The organism is Roseivirga sp. BDSF3-8, assembly GCF_041449215.1.
GTDB lineage: Bacteria > Bacteroidota > Bacteroidia > Cytophagales > Cyclobacteriaceae > JBGNFV01.
Map to the genome: position 1 here is coordinate 4893530 of NZ_JBGNFV010000001.1, position 17926 is coordinate 4911455.

Genomic DNA, 17926 nt, shown 5'->3' on the forward strand with positions numbered 1-17926 from the left:
AACAATTTGATCTCTTACTAATTAATCAGCTTTGAATAGAGTATGTTAGGTGATCGCTAGAATAATAAAGAACATGGATAGCTATGAATTACTTGCCTGTGATATAGATGGTACTTTGCTGGATAAGGAGAAAAATGTGAGCCAGGCCACGGTAGATGCTTTTGCGGAGCTAAAAAAGGCCGGAAAACAGATAGTGCTTATTTCGGCCAGAATGCCCAAGGCCATTCGCTACCTTCAGAAAGACCTGTTAATCCTGCAAAGCCCCCTAATTGCTTATAACGGAGGCCTTACGTTTCTTAGCGGAGAAGAGCCAGCAGCTATTCATGAAGAAGGGCTGCCCCCTGCTCTTACCGAGCAGATAGCCGGGTTGCTAAAGGGTACAGAGGTACAGCCAGGCTTATATTCTGCAGACGAATGGTATGTGCAGAAAAGCGACAGGCTGGTTGAGAAAGAGATATTTAATACAAAGACTGAGCCTGATATGGACTTGCCTGCTGCCGTTCTCAGAAGGTGGGAACAACGGGGACAAAAAGTACATAAGGTAATGCTGATGGGGTCAGCAGAAGATATGAAAAAGGTAGACCAGCGCATGAAAGATTCAACCCTTCAGGGATTTGAAGTATATCGTAGCAAGGATGTTATGTTTGAAATCACCTCATCTGCCACCAGTAAGGAGAATGCTCTTAAAACGCTTTGTGATAAACTGGGAGTACCTTTGTCAAAGGTAGTAGCTATCGGTGATAATGATAACGATATAGGTATGATTCAGGCAGCCGGCTGTGGGGTTGCGGTAGAAAATGCCAAAGATAAACTTAAGGAAGTAGCAGATATGATAACGGATAAAAACACGGAAGATGGTGTGGCTAAAGCCATACGCAAACTGTTTTTCTAATTCCAGGTTGTACGCCCCACTCCAATAACCTTACCATCAGCAGGCCGGACTATGTGGTGCAGGTAGCCGGAACTGTCAGCCTCTGCCTCACTTAGTAACTTATCCCCGAATTTGCATTCAGCTTTAAACATGATGTCAAGATGCTTTAGATTACCTGGCATGTCCAGGCATTCATACAGCCACTGAATGATTATATTGTTATTTACGTGATCATTGATATCAATATCTTGCCTCCTCACGTGAATTATGGCTTCTGATTGAGGATTTTGAGGTTCCGATAGCTTTTCTGTATACAGGCTTTTGTTATCAGCATCACTTTCCTCAGGTAAGGCAGCCTTAATAAAATCAGGGGGAAGGGCAGCGCGCTTTCTATTAAGATCTACTATCATCCAGGCACTACTGGCAGTGGCGCAGACCTTGTTCTCCTTATCATACACAATAAAATTCCTGAAAGTAAAAAGCCTTTCATGACCGGATGGCCAGGTTTTTATTACTACCTGTCCCGGATACTCAGGAAGGGAATCTATAGTTAGCTGGAGTCTGTTCAATACCCAGGTATACCCTTTTTCAATCAGCAGGGGTGTCCCAACGCCAAGCTTCTCTGCATGCACCCACGCAGCCTGTTGGATCATATCAGTCAGTACCCCGGGTTTAAGCACGCCTTGGTTGTCTGTCTCTAGTGGACGGATCTCAAACGTATGTGTGTAGTTGGTATTCCCGTGGTCTTTCATAACGGAGGAAAGATAGGGAAAATTAATACCTGATCAGAAGGTGTTTCCCTCTGAGTCAGTTTTGATAAGGCCAAAGACTGTATTGTTTTCAAAGCTGATAGTTGAAAATATGGCTAAGCCCTGATCCCGGTCTTCTTCAACGAAGCTTCCCCGGTCTATGCCTGATCCGCCATAGGTTTGGGTCCAGAGTTCATCACCCTGGCTATTTGTACGAACGAGTAATACATCACTATTTTCAATTCCGGCTTCAGTCGTGCCGGTTATGGCATATCCGCCATCAGAAGTAAGGCATAATCCACTGGCCTGGTTGGCATTCTCATCACCGAAGGTTTTATCAGCTCCGATCTGCTCGCCATTTTTATCGATGAAGCGCAGGGTGATATCGCCTGAGTTGTTTTCTGAATTAGAAAGCAAAACGTAGTAACTGCCCCAGCCTTTCTGAAGCATTATAGCACTTTCATCTACTGCGTCAGTTTCTCCATAGGTTACTACCCAGACGGGTTGCCCATAGGGAGAAGTACTTACCACACGCGAGTGAGTAGCTGACCCAGTACTTACTGTCCCACACCAAATAAGGTTTCCGTTCGGGGCTTCCAGTACATTACCTATTTCATCAAATTTCTCCAGTAAGCCATAAGACTGCTGCCATTCTACTTGAAAGTCACTCTGTAGCCGAACGGTAAATATGTCCGTGGAGGTTTCATTGTACCCTTTTACGCCGATCAGAGTATAATTGCCTGACTGGCCTGGTAATAGGTACCTCCCTGTTTCGTCAATATCAGGATTGCCGAAGGTGAGCGAATCAAGCAGGCTTCCGGCTGCATCAAGGCGCATGAGCAAAAAGTCACGCTGATTTGCTGTATCGGTTACGTAACCAAATACAAGCAACTCGCCGTTTACCTCTTTCACATCTGAAAAGGCATCTGCACCACTTCCTCCAAAGGTCTTTTCCCAGAGTAAATTACCTGAATTATCTGTACGGGCCACGTAAGCATCCGTTCCTTGGGTCATAAATGAAGCGGACTCCCCTACGAGTATAAAGCCGCCATCACTATATTGAAGGCCACGATTAACTGTTTCGTCTTTTGCTCCACCAATAAATTTAATGTAGCTGGCATTCCCGGCAGGCTCGGGCTCATCAAAGGTGTTGCATCCCTGTGTAATAAATAGACTTACCACAAGCAAAAAATACAGGCTGCAGGCTTTAGCTGATATCATTCCTTTTTGTTCAAAAGTTTAGGTTTATATACTGGGATGCTATAGGCTATGTTGATACTGATGCTATGCATCCGGAAGTCATTATCTATATAGCCGTATGAATACATGAGGGATGGATCGGCTGTGCGGTTTTCTCCATTCACTATATCGCTAAGCCCGTATTGTAACTGAACATCCACGTTCCAAAGTCCGGTAGAACGTTTACTCTTGATCTGAACGCCCGCTGATCCTATGGCATAAAACCCGAAGGTATTTCGCTGCTCACTAAGATCCAGATCCGATCTGGGTACCTCACGGTTAGTTAGTTCCACATCCACACTATCATTCCTGATAATAGATCCGCTTGCCCCCAGCAGATACCGGACACCACCACCCGCGCCGATAAATGGCTTGATGCGGTTCTCTCCAAATCTGTATCGGATTACCACCGGCAGGTTGACCGAAGTCTGTGACTCTTCAAAATTTACGTCTGCATAGTCTAAAAGCTTATCAGAAAAGGTGTAATTAGTCACCGTAAAGAATACACCTGGCTCAACTGAAAGCTTTTTGTAAGGGATTTCCATGACGATGCCCCCCTGGTAACCTATAGTTGAACTATAATTTCCATTATATTCAAAATCATTGTCAACGCTATATCGCCTCGTTTCCTGAATATACGGCATATTGATGCCTATCCGAGGGCTGTAAAGAAATACAGGCCATGTACGGAATGAGTTGAACAGATTAATGAATTCCGGAGGGTCTATTCCTTCCTGAACTTTATACTCCGGGTTCAGCTTCAGGAAAAAAGTCATGGCTTCTTCGGCCTTCTTCTTCTCATTGTAATAGAGGTAATTAAGCACCAATAGCTTGTAGGCAGCAATTTGCTGATCCTTCGTGAAGCCTGAATTCAAACACCCCTCAAGTAAAGTAGGAACCTGGTCAATCCGTCCCTTCTCATAGGTTAGCTGTGCCTCTCGTAGCTTTTGCTCACAGTTTTGTCCGTAAGCACTCAGACTTGCTAAGCCAAGGAGACCGGCCAGGAGGCACAAAGCTCTCATTTTCATGTTACTCAGATTTTTCTGTTTGGTTTTTACCCGTAGTAGCCGGTGCGTCTGACTGAATACAATCGGATGCTTGTCTGGCTACACAACTAGGGTTATAGGGGATATCAGGGGCCACATAGGCTCCCCACTCATCGCAAGACATATTCCGTGGAATACGTGGACATAGGTTTTCAGCCATGGTGCCTATATCGGTAGGCCATATTCTTACCAGGTTGTCCCGGCAACCGGCCAGTAATCGGTTGCCTTGAGAATCAAAGGCAATACTCCATACCCAGTCCGAGTGGTCAGTCAGCACAATGGGTTGATCTTCCCACTGGCTGGTGTTCCATATCCTTACAGTCTTATCAAAGCTGCCGGATGCAAGCTGCGAATCATCACCATTAAATTTAAGATTATTGACCCTTGCGGTGTGCCCTCGTAGCGTTTTTTCTACACTGCCGCTGCGGGTGTTCAGAATCCGTATAACCCCATTTTCATTACCTACAGCTATAATGCCTCCCCCATTAGAGTAAGCCACACTGATTAGTCCTGCACGTCCGCGGCTGGCTTCATTATAAACCACCCGGGTACTGTTATTATCATGCCTATCTATATAAGTCAGCTTACCGGACTGACCCGCAGCAGCAATGTACCTCCCGTCAGGGCTGATATCGATTGCGTTGATTTTATCTTCCAGTGAGGAAAGGGTAGACAGCTTATTGAAGTCATACCGTACAATACGTCTGTCTGATGTAAGAGCAAGTACCTCATTGCCATCAGGAGTAAAGGCCACCCACCAAATCTCGTCCCAGTCACCTTTTACCTTATCCTGTTTATTGGTGCCCAGGTTATGGATCATCAAATACCCATAATCACCGGCAGAAACCAGTCTGTTATGGCGCTTATCATAAGCCATGGCTTTATGTACTTCGTCACTGGGTCCGTATATATCACTGACAGGGGTTTTGCTACTAGGTCCCCAACTAAAAATTCTTCCGTCACTACCGGCAGAATACATTATACCGTTTCGACCTGTTACAATAGCCCTTACGTTTTCCGTATGCCCATTCAGGCTGTTGTATGAGTTGTCATTAAGCGATTTGAGAGCGTAGTAAACACCATTGTAGATGTCGGGATCGTATTGTTTACCCCCGTTTTTTGCATTAAAAAGATATGCCTGCTGTGCCACCAATCCCCTTTTTACAGAGTCTGTCATTTGTAGGGATTTTATGGACATACTCTTCGCTATAGAGAGAAGCCTCAACCTGTAAGCTTTACGCTCTTCCGTAAGTGCTTTATCACTTGCTTCCACAGCTAGGAGTCGCTGCTCATCAGCTTCCTCACGTTCTCGCTGTGCAAGTAGGGTCTGCTCTCTTGCCACGCGTTCCTGGCGGGTAGCCCGTTCGGCTTCTGACTGAGCTATTTCTGTCTGACGCTGAGCAATATCAGCCTGTTCAAGAGCTTTCTCTTTCTCCTGGCTGGCTATCTTGCGCTGGCTGTCGGCCTCTATCAGGGCCTCTTCAGCTACCTGCTTCTGCTCCTCAGCTTTTCTGCGCTGCATTTCACCATAGAGGAAAAAGAGCAGAGCCACCACAGCACCCATACCTAATACAATCGCTGTAATACGTGCGATCATCAGACGGCGCTTCTGTATTTTTTCTTTAATGATCTGCTCCTTTTCGTATTCCTTTTGGCTATACTCCAGGAAAAGCATGGTGCGCTCATAGGCAGGGTGGTACCTGAGCCCCCATTCCTCCGTAGGATTTTCCTCTTTCTTCCACCCAAGAGCAATTTGAAGATCCGGCGGCCTCCATAAGCTGGCCTTACCTAGCTGATGCATTTCTGCTGCTTCAGCCAGGCGCAGGTACAGTTTGGCAGACTCATATTCTTCATCTACCCACTGGTTCAGCATTTTCCAGATACGCATGAGGCTTTCATGACTGATATCAATAACGCTCTCCTCAGTCAGTGTAACACTCCATGGCGGCATAAGCAGGGTGCGCCCTGGCTTACGAAAATTATCGACTACTTCTATAAGCTCGGGAATTTCTGCACTGGCAATGATAGCTATTTCTTTCAGACGGGTAGGTCGTCGAATACCGCGGCCCTCATCTCCTTTTTCGGTGATAGTCTTAAATATTTTTTCGCAGAGTTCTTTCTGACGATCAGATAACTCGGCAAATGCCTCATTAGCGTGAATAGAGAGGGCTTTGCCCATACCACCAATTGCCTCATAATGAGCAATATCCATGGCCTCATTACCTACTCCGTTCCGTTGCCAGTAATCGAATGTTCGCATCAGTGCATGCTGCATAATTGGCAACTGATCTGCACTCTCTCCTACATCGTTGAGAATCTGATGTACCAGCCGGTCTGAAATGGTTCCTCCCATTACCTTTACCGGGCCAACGATGGCCTTCTCTTTCTGGCTCCTGGTCATTTGAGGAATCAGGAATTGGCTATCGTTAATTGCCTTGGTTAGTTGGGAGTATTGGGAACAATCTCCAACAAAGTCTGAACGCATGGTTAGTACCACATATACTGGCACGTCACTTTGATGAATAGCGTTCATAATCAGCTTTATGAAGGCGGCTGCCTCTTCACTGGCGGCTTCTTCCAGGTTTCTGAACCTGAAAATCTCCTCAAACTGATCGATGTAAATAAGATGGTTCTTTTTTTCCGTATCAAACTTTGACTGGATAGCCTCTATAAGCCCTCTGCTGCTTTCACTCAAAACAGCGTATTCCATGTCTTTCAGAATAGTCGCAGTATCCTCGTCGGGTCCTTCTTTAGTTAAGGGTTTTACCAGTGCCTCAGCCATATTGTAAATTGGCGAAGTACCGGGCCGGAATGTATAGATTTCCCAGTCGCTTGCATACTGCGTAGGATAATTTCCGTGAAGTATGGGCAATAACCCACAGTTCATAAACGAGGACTTACCTATACCGGAAGTACCCACCACGGCTACGAACTGATTTTGTAATAACTTCTGAAGTACCTCGTCTAACTGTCCTTCCCTGCCAAAATACAAGTGGCTTTCTTCATAGCGGAAAGCCCTTAGTCCGGGGAAAGGGTTATTTAAGAGGTGCTTGTCTGTAAGGGTTTCTACGATTACTGCTGACATCACCGGGTGGTTTAGTTCTGAATTTCTTGAATAAGCTGATCCCAGGTATTATCTGGTTCACCTGCTATCATAAGATAGTCCTGGTCCTTAAGACCTTCTGGTAAATCAAAAGCCTCATAAGAGATAATGGCCTTGAATTTATAGTCTTCTTCTCTGCCCCAGGCCTTAGCTTTGAGGGCGTCGTTAATTTTGCTACGCAGCCATTGTTCGTCGTTATGGCGGCAGAAGAATACCAGACCCTCACAGTCCAGGAGGTTCTTCTTATGGGTATTTCGTACCTCTGAGTAATGAGTGCTGTCTTCTGCAGACAGAACGTGGTAATTACTTGACTGCAGAAAGGAAGAAAACTCTTTTACATCTTCACCTTTTACATCATTGTGAATAAGGTAGATCTTTTGATTAGTGTCGATAAAGTCCTTTTCCCAATCAATGGTAGTTTTTTCGTTTCGCAAACGCTCAATGATGAGGTCTTTGAGCTCTTCCACCGGACAGCGGATAATATCTGCACCTGCATGAAGGCTCTCTTCTTTAAGTAACTCATCCAGAAACTTCTGCTGTCGATGGTCCTTAGCCTCAAACTTCTCTGGTATCCAGATGATTCTTCTAAAGCCTATGTCCTCTTCATTAATATTAAGCTCGTTTTGCTGAATGTAATGACTTGCGGCGGTTTCATTCTGAAACTCCAGTAGACTTATCTCTTTACCCTCCCTCGGCTCGGTATAGTATTCTCCAAAAAGGTGTACGGAGAGGGCACATTTCTTTAGATCCTGCCGGGTACGATCTACAAGGTTACTCTGTTCCAAAGGAAATGGGAGGTGTGGAAACAGGTTATATCCATGACGCTGAAGCTCCCTTTCGATAGATTGTCTTATTTGGAACAGGTCAAAACTGGTTTCTGCAAGATATACTCCTTTAAGTTCTTCCTCCCGCTCAGCAGAGCCTGTTTCAGATAACCTTTCCAGGTAATAAACCAGATCAAAAAGGCGAAATAGAAAATGCTTTATGTATTCCGGCTTAACGATTTCCTCGGTGTTGATTATGTCTCCTGTAGCCTTGTGATAGATATAGCATCTGAAGTCTTTATGATTGTACATTACCTGAGGCAATGCAAAGGCATCTGTAGGGTCTCTGAAGATCTTAAAGAGGGAGAAGGCCTCATTTTTATCCTCGAGAAACTTTGCCATATCAGTCACCTCTTCGGCAAAACTTTCATCATCGTTAATACCAGAGTCGAATACAGGCAAGTAACAGAGGTAGGGCTCATCCTGCCCAATTGCCTCTTTTAATTCATCAAGGGAAATGAACTGATAAGGAATCTTATTTTTTTCTTTAAGGGCAACCTTTAGATACTTTACAAACAAGTCGATCCAGTTCTCAAGGACCTTGTCATCACCGGCCTGCCGGTGGCTTAAGCAAATTTTAAGCGTATTCTTCATACCCAGCTTTATACTTTCGTAAGACCGGAAAATTTCATAATGGATTCTTTTCTCGCAAGCAGGGAGTCTGTCAGTTCCTCGTAAGCAGCCAGCTGATGGTCAAGCCAATCACCAGGCACCTTCATAAGGATAGCATCCGTTTCGACTTCTATCGTGTAAAACTCATCGCCATAGCTGGGAAGATCCTGCGGTAAAAGCACGTCACCCGCGCTTAAATAAACCCGCTTTTCGTTAGACTCATCAACTAGGCACACTGAGCCCTGATGCACATAATAGAGATCAATCCGTTCAGGACTTTCTTTAAAGCACACAAAGTCTTCTTTGCGGTATTTCTCTATAGTAAGCTTGCTCACGAGCTCACTGAGTACCAGACCTGAGGTTAGGTTAAAGTCTTCTGTTTTACTGAATAGCTCTACTATCTCCCATTTCAGTTCAGGTACGCGCTGTTCTTCATCAGTATCTGCACGAACCACTTTGGCCAGAATTTCATCAGCATCAAAGTAACTGAGCTTATTACTAAAGCGCTGAATGTATTCCTGAAAGTCCACAGCACTGTGCCTGTAGAGGATAAGTGCGGCAGTTTCCCGAAGCATTGGGTGGGGGTTAACGAGGTTAGCCTGAAACAGCTTTACGTCCTCCTCTTCAAAGTCCAATTCGAGCTCCTTCATGGCACAAACCTTTGTCCAGCGGTTTACCCACTTGTAATCCCGCTGAATCAAATCTCTGAGGGCTTCCCTGCGCGACATGGATTCGGTGGGAAACTGATACTGTAATCTTATTATCTTTTCCCTGTAGGATGAGACATTCAGAATGGGAAGCAACATAGGCTTCGCCTCTTCGGCAATGAAGAGTTCCAGTAGTTCACTGGCAAACTCAGCTTTCTCCACGTCACCGCTTCGAATATTTTCCCTAACCAACTCCACAGACCTTGGCTCGTATAAAAGTGCAAGCAACTGAAAAACCTTATCATAATTGCCCTTGATCTCAGCATCCATGGCCTGGATCAGCAATTGGCCGGCCCCTTCACGCTCAAGGTCCAGGTACACTGACATATTCCATATCAGCACACCACATATCTCGTCCAGCTCCCTTTTGATCTCCAGCAGCTTCTCCTTGCTTACAGTATATCCGCTACGGCTGAGTGCGTTAAGTGCAGCTTGTACTACGTTCTGGTTAGTATATTCAAGCTTTTTTAGCAGGTAATCCACAGCCACCCCCCCTCCTACTTTACCATATACTTCTATTATGCGAAGTTGTACTCCTTCTTCCTGACCAGATGTATAAAAAGCTGATTCCAGTACGGGGAGTACTTCAGTACCTGTAGCCACTAGCGAGGCAACGGCTGCATTAGCATATATAGGTTCCCCAAGCTTTTCTATGAGACTGCGATGTAATATTGCTTCCATAGATCCCGCAGAAGCTGCAACGGCTTGTTTTCGTACCCGGACATTACGATCACGAAAAAGCTTATTAAGAAGGCGTGCCTTCATTTCTTCCTCTGCATAAGTTGTAAGCAAGGCACCAAAAACCCTCTCTTTTACTTGCTTAGACAATGTAAGCTGCTCTATGTAGCGAAGCTTTTCCAGTCTGAAAGCGGCCCCTTTTAGTTTTTTATAAGTACTCCGGATAAGGTCCGCGTTAGGCGATACGGGAAAGTATTTGGATTGCTGGATCTTTTCCAGTTCAGGTATTGCATCCAGCAGGCAAAGTCTTCCTGCCATACGCAAGACTACTTCCTGCATTTTATCATCTTCATGAGACAGAAGACCTAATACGGCCTTTCTGGTTACCACCGGGTTAAGGGAGTACAGCAGATTCAGATAACGATTCAGAATCCCAGCTTTTACGGATGGTAGCCTTATGATGATTTTGTCGATAAATGTAGGGGCCACCTCCATATTATCGATACTACGCTGCTGCTTATCAAGTGTGTTTTTCAACACATGACGGTATTCTCTGTGCATTCTGAAAATAACGAAAGAGAGCACGACTGCCAAGGCAGGGTTTATGATGCTGAAGTGCAGAGAGTTAAATGAAAAGGCATCGGTAAACCAGTATAATAACGCTCCCGAAACCAGTATGCCTATTGTTTGTGTAAATACGCCTGCTTTAGCATACGTATCTGTCCGCAAAATAGCTCTGACGGGCTGAAAGTATAGGTTAAATGTGGGGGATTGCAACGAAAAGTGTGTTGCATCATATATTACCCTTTGAACATTCCACACAATGAAGAAAAGGAAGAATGCATCATCATTAGGAGAAAACCCGAATTTGATACCAATAATATATGTGATAATAGAAAATACAGCAGTGATGGCAGCCGGTATGAGCAACGTTGTACGCATGCCATACTGATTCAGAATTTTACCTCTCAGAAATACTTTGATCACCAATGAGGTGCCCTCTACTGCCAGTAAAAAGGCGGTAAGAAAAAAGCAAAGCTGTTCTACATCTTCATACCGATTATCTGTAATAAACAAAAAGCTAAAATTCACGAATTGCCACAATATGGTGGTTACAAATGCGAAAATGCCCAGTAATACCACATATCGTTGTTTAAAGACTTTACTTATAGGGTTTTCATATCCCAAAAACTGCACGCTATCCTGCAACATGGTCAGCAGAGGTTGCTTATTAGCAATACAGAGCAGCAATATTAATGCGGGAATAGAAAATAGTAAGCCGGCTATTATAAAGCGGGTATCAGAAAAAACCTCAAATAGCCCTGTAGATGTGGCTATAGCTAGCACGGCTATCTTTCCAATGGTAAGTCCGTTAGATATCCTGGATGCTTTGCGCTTTTGATCATGTATATCGAAGAGCCTGGTGGTGACCCCTTGAAACATTAACCTGCTGAGCACCAAGTAGGCGGGTAGCCCGGAGAATAGTAGTATTGAGTAAGCGGTGCCCCCTCCTTTAAAGTCATTGATTAATAGGTAGGAAGGATAGAGTATCAGGGCCAATTGTAAAACAACAGCTACCCAAACAAAAGGCCATCGGACCTGGTAGCGGATATAAAATACGGAAAAGACTACGACCCCCAGGCCACCATAAAACAGACCGAGCGCAAGGTCTTTTCCTCCTCCATAATGTAGTATATGGAAGAGTGAGCCAGCCTCATATAGGGCTACTGAGACCCCCAATACAAGGGCCCAGCCATGTAATAATACGTTTAGTCTGCGGTTTTCCTTATTCACGGTTTATTAAGGTGTAAATTGACCTATAGCCATGACAAATATAAAGTAAAGAAGAGTGCGGCTGAACACGGCATGATGAAATAGGTGAAAGTGTCCTTTTTCAAAGATATAATAGCCGCCTATCTCTTATATGGTGATTTATGGACTTTGAATATCCATGTGCTTTTTACAAATGAAACTTTTGTTTTCTCCATCATGGAAAAATACTTTTAGCCACTTTCTCAGATAGTTCAGCCTGTTTCTCCTCCAGCTTTTCCAGTTTTTTCTTCATCAGTTCTTCCTTTATTTCTTCTTTTTTGTCTTTGCTCTGAAATAGAGAAATAATTGGTTTGAACGGAGCACTCAGAACCTTGAAAACCCAGCTTCCGCTATTTTCTTCTTCAACCTTACGTACTCCTTTCATAAGCTTTCTTCCATCCTTTCTGAATTTGTAGAAGCAATAGAGATTCAGATCATTTACTTTTTTGCGTTTTTCTTTCTTTTTGATCTCACTTTCTTGGACAAGGGCCAAAAGTGACTGAGTTGCCAGAAATGATCCTGCTAACAATTCGCCCTTTTTCTTCCTTTTATAGAAGGAATGGATTGATTTTCCGTCCGATACCACAAAATACCAGTACCTTTTCTTCCCCTTAAAAGCATATAGATTGTACTCGTTTTTATTTTCAGTAAATCCAAAATAGCTTACCTCAATGTTATCGAGGTCATCTGCATACATTTCAGCAAGTACCGAGTCTGTGGCAGATAGAGTAGAAAATGAGTAAACCGGACTTAAAGCCATAAAAAGGAGGAGTACTACACCGGCTAACTTCTTCATGATCATAGGTAATTCATTTTTAATTCACGAAACGCTTAGTACAAAACGATTCAATTCCTGTAATTTTCTCACAACCTCACCCCCCTTCCCTTCTACCAAAAATTTGAATCGTAATATTTTAACTGCGAAGTTAGCGTGGCAATGGATATAAAATAATTGAAAAAACGGTAATCTATTGCATTGAGGAATTTACCGGTTCTCTTTTAAAGACTTGCCTAGAAAGGTTACTGGAAATGAAAAAACACGCCCTGTTACTTGTTATGTTATGTGCTTGTGTGCTAGGGGGACACTCGGCTTCAGCTCAGGAAACACTCAAGCAACAATTTGACGAATACATAGACGCCAAAAAGCCGGAATCGCCGGTTGTGGTTGAGTCTGATAATACGAGTCAGGAAAAGGCTATGTCTGGTGTGGACACAGCTACCATGCAGGCAGCTATTACACCGGATACCGTTGCCATATCGGGTGAGGAGGCTGACACAGCATTTATTGACCAGGAAGGTGAAACGGTAGGTTTACAGGCAGATACCACGGCTTTTATAAGTAGGAACCTTGCAGTAAAGGAACGATCTTCTCAAGAGAAGGATGCTTCTGAGGCAGAATATGACAAACAGCTTTATCTTACACATAATAAAGCCTATAAGAAAATTCACAAAAGAGATACCACCCGTAGCGTCTTCGGCTGGCACCCCTATTGGATGGGATCAGCTTTCAAAAGCTATAATTTTGATATTCTTTCTACAGTTGCGTATTTCAGTTACGAACTTAACCCAGCTACTGGGGGCTATTACTCCATACATAACTGGCGTAAAACAGAGTTAATTGATTCAGCTCATGCCCATGGCTGTAAGGTTGTACTCAGTGTCACAAATTTCGGTCAGAATAATAACCGCAAATTTCTCGAAAACCGTAGTGCCCAGCAGCATTTCATCAATAATCTCATCACTTTATTGCGGGAACGGAATGGTGACGGTGTGAATCTTGATTTTGAAAATATTCCGGCCTCACAACGTACTAACCTCACGAACTTTATCATAGACCTTTCTAATAGCCTTACCCGGCAGCGGAAAGACTACCTTATAACGATAGCCCTTCCGGCTGTTGATTTCGGTAATGTCTACAACCTTCCTCAGCTAACTAAATATGTAGATATGTTCGTGATCATGGGATATGAATACCATGGTTCTAACAGTAAAGTTGCCGGACCTGTGGCACCTCTTGCATCGGGAGGGAAGTGGGGGCCTTTTGACCTTGAAAAATCAGTTGACGCATACCTGTTGTCAGGCGTATCTCCGGATAAGCTTATCCTAGGTCTTCCCTATTATGGAGCTGAGTGGACAACCAAAGACCTTAAATTCCCCAGTACAGTAGGACGCTTTGTTGGTAATCCTACTTACCGGCACATTAGGCAACGCCATGGTGAGCCACGTTGCTGTGACGATGAGATCAGCGCATCTGCTTATTACGCCTACAGGAATAATGGCAATCAGTATCGGCAGATATGGTATGAAGACAGCACGTCGTTAGCTAAAAAATACGACTACATTATTGAAAATAAGCTTGGAGGGGTTGGGATATGGGCTCTTGGCTATGACCATGGATATACAGATTTGTGGAAGCTGCTTGCTGCTAAGTTTACACTTCAGGCCCCTCAAAAGGCACAGGCTTCCTCTAAGGCTCTGAGCAGATTTTCATTCCGTCGAATAATGTATATGGCAATGCGATTCATAAATAACCCCGCACGCTTTCTGTCTAACCCCAGACCACTGCTAATGATTTTCGGTAGTCTGTTTGGTGTAAGTATGTTCGGGTTTTTTATGCTGTATCGTTTTGGGTGCCGTCTCAAGCGTGGCACTAACCTGGCAGTGAAGGGTGGCGTAGCCTTCTTTATTATCCTTATGGTAGCAGTTGTATTTATCGCTTTACAGTACACGGGCGTAAGAGAAATTGCGTATTTACTCGGTGGACTGCTGTTGGGGACTATAATATTCTTCGCTTTCAGCCGACGGTACCTTTCAGAAAAGGATTTGCCCTGATATAAAAGAAGTAATATTTACCCTTAAATAGTTTAATTATTTTATATCAAAAACTTGTTTGATTTTTCAAACAAAAATAGCTTTACCCTCGAGTTAAGCATCACTGAATTCACCTCAATACTATCATAGTATAGTGGTGCTTTTCGCAAGAGAAAACTAAATTATTACCACATAGAATGATTCATTCTGCATTATCTTCTACAGCTGATCGTCTAAATGAGTATCTTAGGAATCGTTTTGCTCAAAGCGAGGATAAGGTAATCATGTCGAGCCTGGTAAATCAGGATGGCAGCGTGGCTGTAACTGAAAATGACAGGATCATTCTTACCATGGTTAACCTGCAGCAAGAAACGGTTACTCAGCGATCAATCGCTGCTGACGGCCCTAACAGACCGGTTAATCTTAATATATTCCTACTGTTCTCAGCCTATTTCAGTGAAGGGAACTATGTAGAAGCGCTGAAATTTCTTTCGGCTATCATAGGTTTTTTTCAGGCACATAAGGTGCTCAATCATCAGAATACTCCAGACCTTGATCAGGATATTGATAAACTGGTTTTTGAAATTGTAAACCAAGACTTACAAAACCAGAGTCATCTCTGGGGAATGATGGGCGGCAAATACTTGCCTAGCATTTTATATAAAGTTAGAATGGTTACTATTCAGGAAGGTATGTTCGGTGGTGAAATACCTAACATAACAGGTTTCGGTCAAAAATCCCTCCTATAATATTATAACATGATCGACCTGCTATTCAAATATCAGTCCTTACTTCGTATATCATTACATCATAAGTACTATACTAAAGGAGTTTCTGACCAGTTTAAACTGGTGCCAGTTCCCACTACCTCCCGCATGGTCGAAAAAACCGGTCTTCTGATCAGGAACGATAATAGCGGAATTAATATTCTGGCAGACCTGGATCGCCCTGAGAAAATGCTCTTCTATCTTAATGAGGATAGGCCTCTCCGTTTCTGCTTCTGGTTATTTACCACCAATCCATACTTTACTAATTTTACAAACCTTCCGGTTGAAATAGGTGATAAGGTGCTCTATTTCACTAACAAGGAAAAGAAGTATGATGCTGACAAGCCAACTTCTTTACATAATGGAGAGTATGTGAGTGAAAAAGATCTGGTAGCCGTTAGTTCGGACCCTGTTAGCACGTTCGGCTTTGAAAGGTCAGATAGCTTTGATGTGAAATCAAATGATGGTCACATTACCTATGAGGGACTGGAAGGAGCGAATGTAGCACTTACCTTATCATCCTCTGAAGCTAGTGAAGGCCAATATCGGATACATGGCACTGCAGGAGAAGAAAACTTCATTTATCCAGGGACTAATCTTACACTCAAACCACTCGGGTTAATTGAGATATCCATTGACGGGGAGATGAAAGAGGAGGTAATAAAAGCTATCAGCGAAGAAGGTACCATACCTTCTCATTCTTTTACCGTCACTTTCGAAAGAAGGGCTACCTATTGGAAATACCTTATTGTGCCGCGCTACAGCAACGGCATCAAAAACACCATCATCTATTCTGAAGAAAAAGAAGCTGTTTTTGAGGGTCCTGAAGAAATTGTGCTTCATAATGGCACCACCGCGTGGGCTTTTAGCTCTAAGGAGCCAATTGTTTTACAGGACATGCCTCATTGTCACTTTCAGCTAAAGCGGGCAGGAGCCAATGGCAGCGGTAAGGTGATTGTAAGCAGACTTCCGGCACCGGGCATTGAGATGATTAAGCCTGAGACCAGGAAATCTGATGCAAAAATTTATTCTGAAATAATCGTGTTCATATAATTCTTATAACGAGTTCAATCTATGGCAACATCTTTAGCTACTCCCGGGGTATACATCGAGGAGAAAAATGCCTTCCCTAACTCGGTGGCAGGCATTCCCACGGCTATCCCCGCCTTTATCGGTTATACCGAGAAGGTGTCCCGGAACGGACAGAGCTTAATCAACAAACCGGTACGCATCAGCTCTCTTGCTGAATACCACGCTACATTCGGTGGTGCGTTCCGTAACACATTTAGCATCAAGCCCGCAACCGGTGAAGAGTTTGATTTTGAGTTAGATGGCAACACTTACCAGCTAGCTCCGGATCATGAGTCACCTTTCATTTTCTATAACAGCATCCGTCTGTTCTTTGCCAATGGCGGCAGCACGTGCTACATCGTTTCTGCTGGTGCATACTACAGCAACGAAACTGTAGCTAACAAGTCTGCTTCTTCAGGTGCAAACTCAGGAAAAGACGACAAAAGTGGAAAAGGAAACGACAAGTCGGCTGCAGCAGCTGCTTCATCTCCTACAACAACCACTGTTCGTAAGGCTAATACCATCAGTAAAAAATCTCTTGAAAATGGTATCACTGCCCTTATTAGCGAGGAAGAGCCTACAATGCTTGTGATTCCTGAGGCAGTAATGCTGGAAGAAGCCGACTGCTCTGCCCTTCAGCAGGCCATGCTTATGCATTGTGGCTTCAAAATGAGGAACCGTTTCGCTATCCTTGATGTGTATAACGGGACTCAGTCTCGTACTTATGACGAAACAGATGTAATTACGCGTTTCCGTAACAATATCGGAATGAATCAGCTCAACTATGGTGCTGCTTACTATCCCTGGGTACTTACCTCTATCGTACAGAACGACGAAGTTAGCTATTCTAACATTTCTAACCTTGACGTACTAGAGCAGGTACTGAACAAAGAAGCTGATACAAATGCTGACAATCCCAAGAAGGCTGAAGAAATCAAAAACGAAATCAAGAAGCTTAAGGACAGCAACACAAATGAGGAAAGCCTTTCTCAGACACTGAAGGTTATCAGCCCTACTTTCAAGAATATTCTTGACAGAGTAAAGCAGAACCTTAATATTCTTCCTCCAAGTGCAGGTATGGCAGGCATCTACTCAATGGTGGACAACAGCCGCGGCGTGTGGAAAGCTCCTGCTAATGTAGGATACAGCAACGTTATCTCACCTGTAGTGAAACTTACTCACGACGACCAGGAAGACCTTAACGTAACTGTATCGGGTAAGTCTGTAAATGCTATCCGTTCATTTATTGGTGAAGGAACAGTTGTTTGGGGTGCCAGAACCCTAGATGGCAACAGCCAGGACTGGAGATATATAAACGTTCGCCGTACACTCATCTTCATTGAGCAGTCTATTAAATATGCTGCGAAGACCTATGTGTATGAAGCCAATGCCAGCAATACCTGGGTACTTGTTAAAAGTATGATTTCCTCTTTCCTGAACGATCTTTGGAAGCAAGGTGGCCTTGTGGGTACTAACCCCGGCGACGCTTACGAAGTACAGGTTGGTCTGGGAAGCACTATGACCCCTAATGATGTACTAGACGGTGTCATGAGAATCACAGTGAAGGTGGCCGTAAGCCGTCCTGCTGAATTTATCGTGATCACATTCCAGCAAAAGCAGCAGGAATCATAATCTT

General features: G+C 43.8%; 12 protein-coding genes. 5 read left to right on the top strand and 7 right to left on the bottom strand.

The genetic code is table 11. From position 1 onward, the window contains the following. Positions 1 to 73: 73 nt before the first annotated feature. Positions 74 to 892, top strand: a complete 819-nt coding sequence (locus AB9P05_RS20240) for an HAD family hydrolase (protein ID WP_371910659.1) — start codon at positions 74 to 76, stop codon at positions 890 to 892. On the opposite strand, the gene AB9P05_RS20245 is transcribed toward AB9P05_RS20240, so the two are convergent. From AB9P05_RS20245 to AB9P05_RS20275, 7 genes are all read right to left on the bottom strand, one after another. Further along, positions 889 to 1623, bottom strand: a complete 735-nt coding sequence (locus AB9P05_RS20245; protein ID WP_371910660.1) for an acyl-[acyl-carrier-protein] thioesterase — start codon at positions 1621 to 1623, stop codon at positions 889 to 891. The genes AB9P05_RS20240 and AB9P05_RS20245 overlap by 4 nt on opposite strands. 33 nt (positions 1624 to 1656) lie before the next feature. Next, positions 1657 to 2841: a hypothetical protein gene (locus AB9P05_RS20250; RefSeq protein ID WP_371910661.1), complete on the bottom strand. Its 1185-nt coding sequence runs from the start codon at positions 2839 to 2841 to the stop codon at positions 1657 to 1659. Next, positions 2838 to 3887, bottom strand: a complete 1050-nt coding sequence (locus tag AB9P05_RS20255) for a porin family protein (protein WP_371910662.1) — start codon at positions 3885 to 3887, stop codon at positions 2838 to 2840. Before AB9P05_RS20255 ends, AB9P05_RS20250 begins: the two co-directional genes overlap by 4 nt. A 1-nt stretch (position 3888) precedes the next feature. Next, a complete protein-coding gene (locus tag AB9P05_RS20260) occupies positions 3889 to 6990 on the bottom strand; it encodes a High-affnity carbon uptake protein Hat/HatR (RefSeq protein ID WP_371910663.1) in 3102 nt (1033 codons plus the stop codon). An 11-nt stretch (positions 6991 to 7001) separates the two neighbouring features. Next, the gene (locus AB9P05_RS20265; RefSeq protein ID WP_371910664.1) at positions 7002 to 8426 is read right to left on the bottom strand and encodes a hypothetical protein; all 1425 of its coding nucleotides are present in this window, start codon (positions 8424 to 8426) and stop codon (positions 7002 to 7004) included. An 8-nt stretch (positions 8427 to 8434) separates the two neighbouring features. Further along, entirely contained in the window at positions 8435 to 11623 is a 3189-nt protein-coding gene (locus AB9P05_RS20270; RefSeq protein WP_371910665.1) for a hypothetical protein, read from the bottom strand. Positions 11624 to 11816: 193 nt separating this feature from the next. Beyond that, positions 11817 to 12437: a hypothetical protein gene (locus AB9P05_RS20275; RefSeq protein ID WP_371910666.1), complete on the bottom strand. Its 621-nt coding sequence runs from the start codon at positions 12435 to 12437 to the stop codon at positions 11817 to 11819. Positions 12438 to 12670: 233 nt separating this feature from the next. Between AB9P05_RS20275 and AB9P05_RS20280 the strand changes: the two genes are divergently transcribed. From AB9P05_RS20280 to AB9P05_RS20295, 4 genes are all read left to right on the top strand, one after another. Next, entirely contained in the window at positions 12671 to 14473 is a 1803-nt protein-coding gene (locus AB9P05_RS20280; RefSeq protein ID WP_371910667.1) for a glycosyl hydrolase family 18 protein, read from the top strand. A gap of 176 nt (positions 14474 to 14649) precedes the next feature. Next, positions 14650 to 15201: a DUF4255 domain-containing protein gene (locus AB9P05_RS20285; protein WP_371910668.1), complete on the top strand. Its 552-nt coding sequence runs from the start codon at positions 14650 to 14652 to the stop codon at positions 15199 to 15201. A 9-nt stretch (positions 15202 to 15210) separates the two neighbouring features. After that, the gene (locus AB9P05_RS20290) at positions 15211 to 16272 is read left to right on the top strand and encodes a hypothetical protein (RefSeq protein ID WP_371910669.1); all 1062 of its coding nucleotides are present in this window, start codon (positions 15211 to 15213) and stop codon (positions 16270 to 16272) included. 21 nt (positions 16273 to 16293) lie between these two features. Continuing rightward, entirely contained in the window at positions 16294 to 17922 is a 1629-nt protein-coding gene (locus AB9P05_RS20295) for a phage tail sheath family protein (protein ID WP_371910670.1), read from the top strand. Positions 17923 to 17926: the final 4 nt, after the last annotated feature.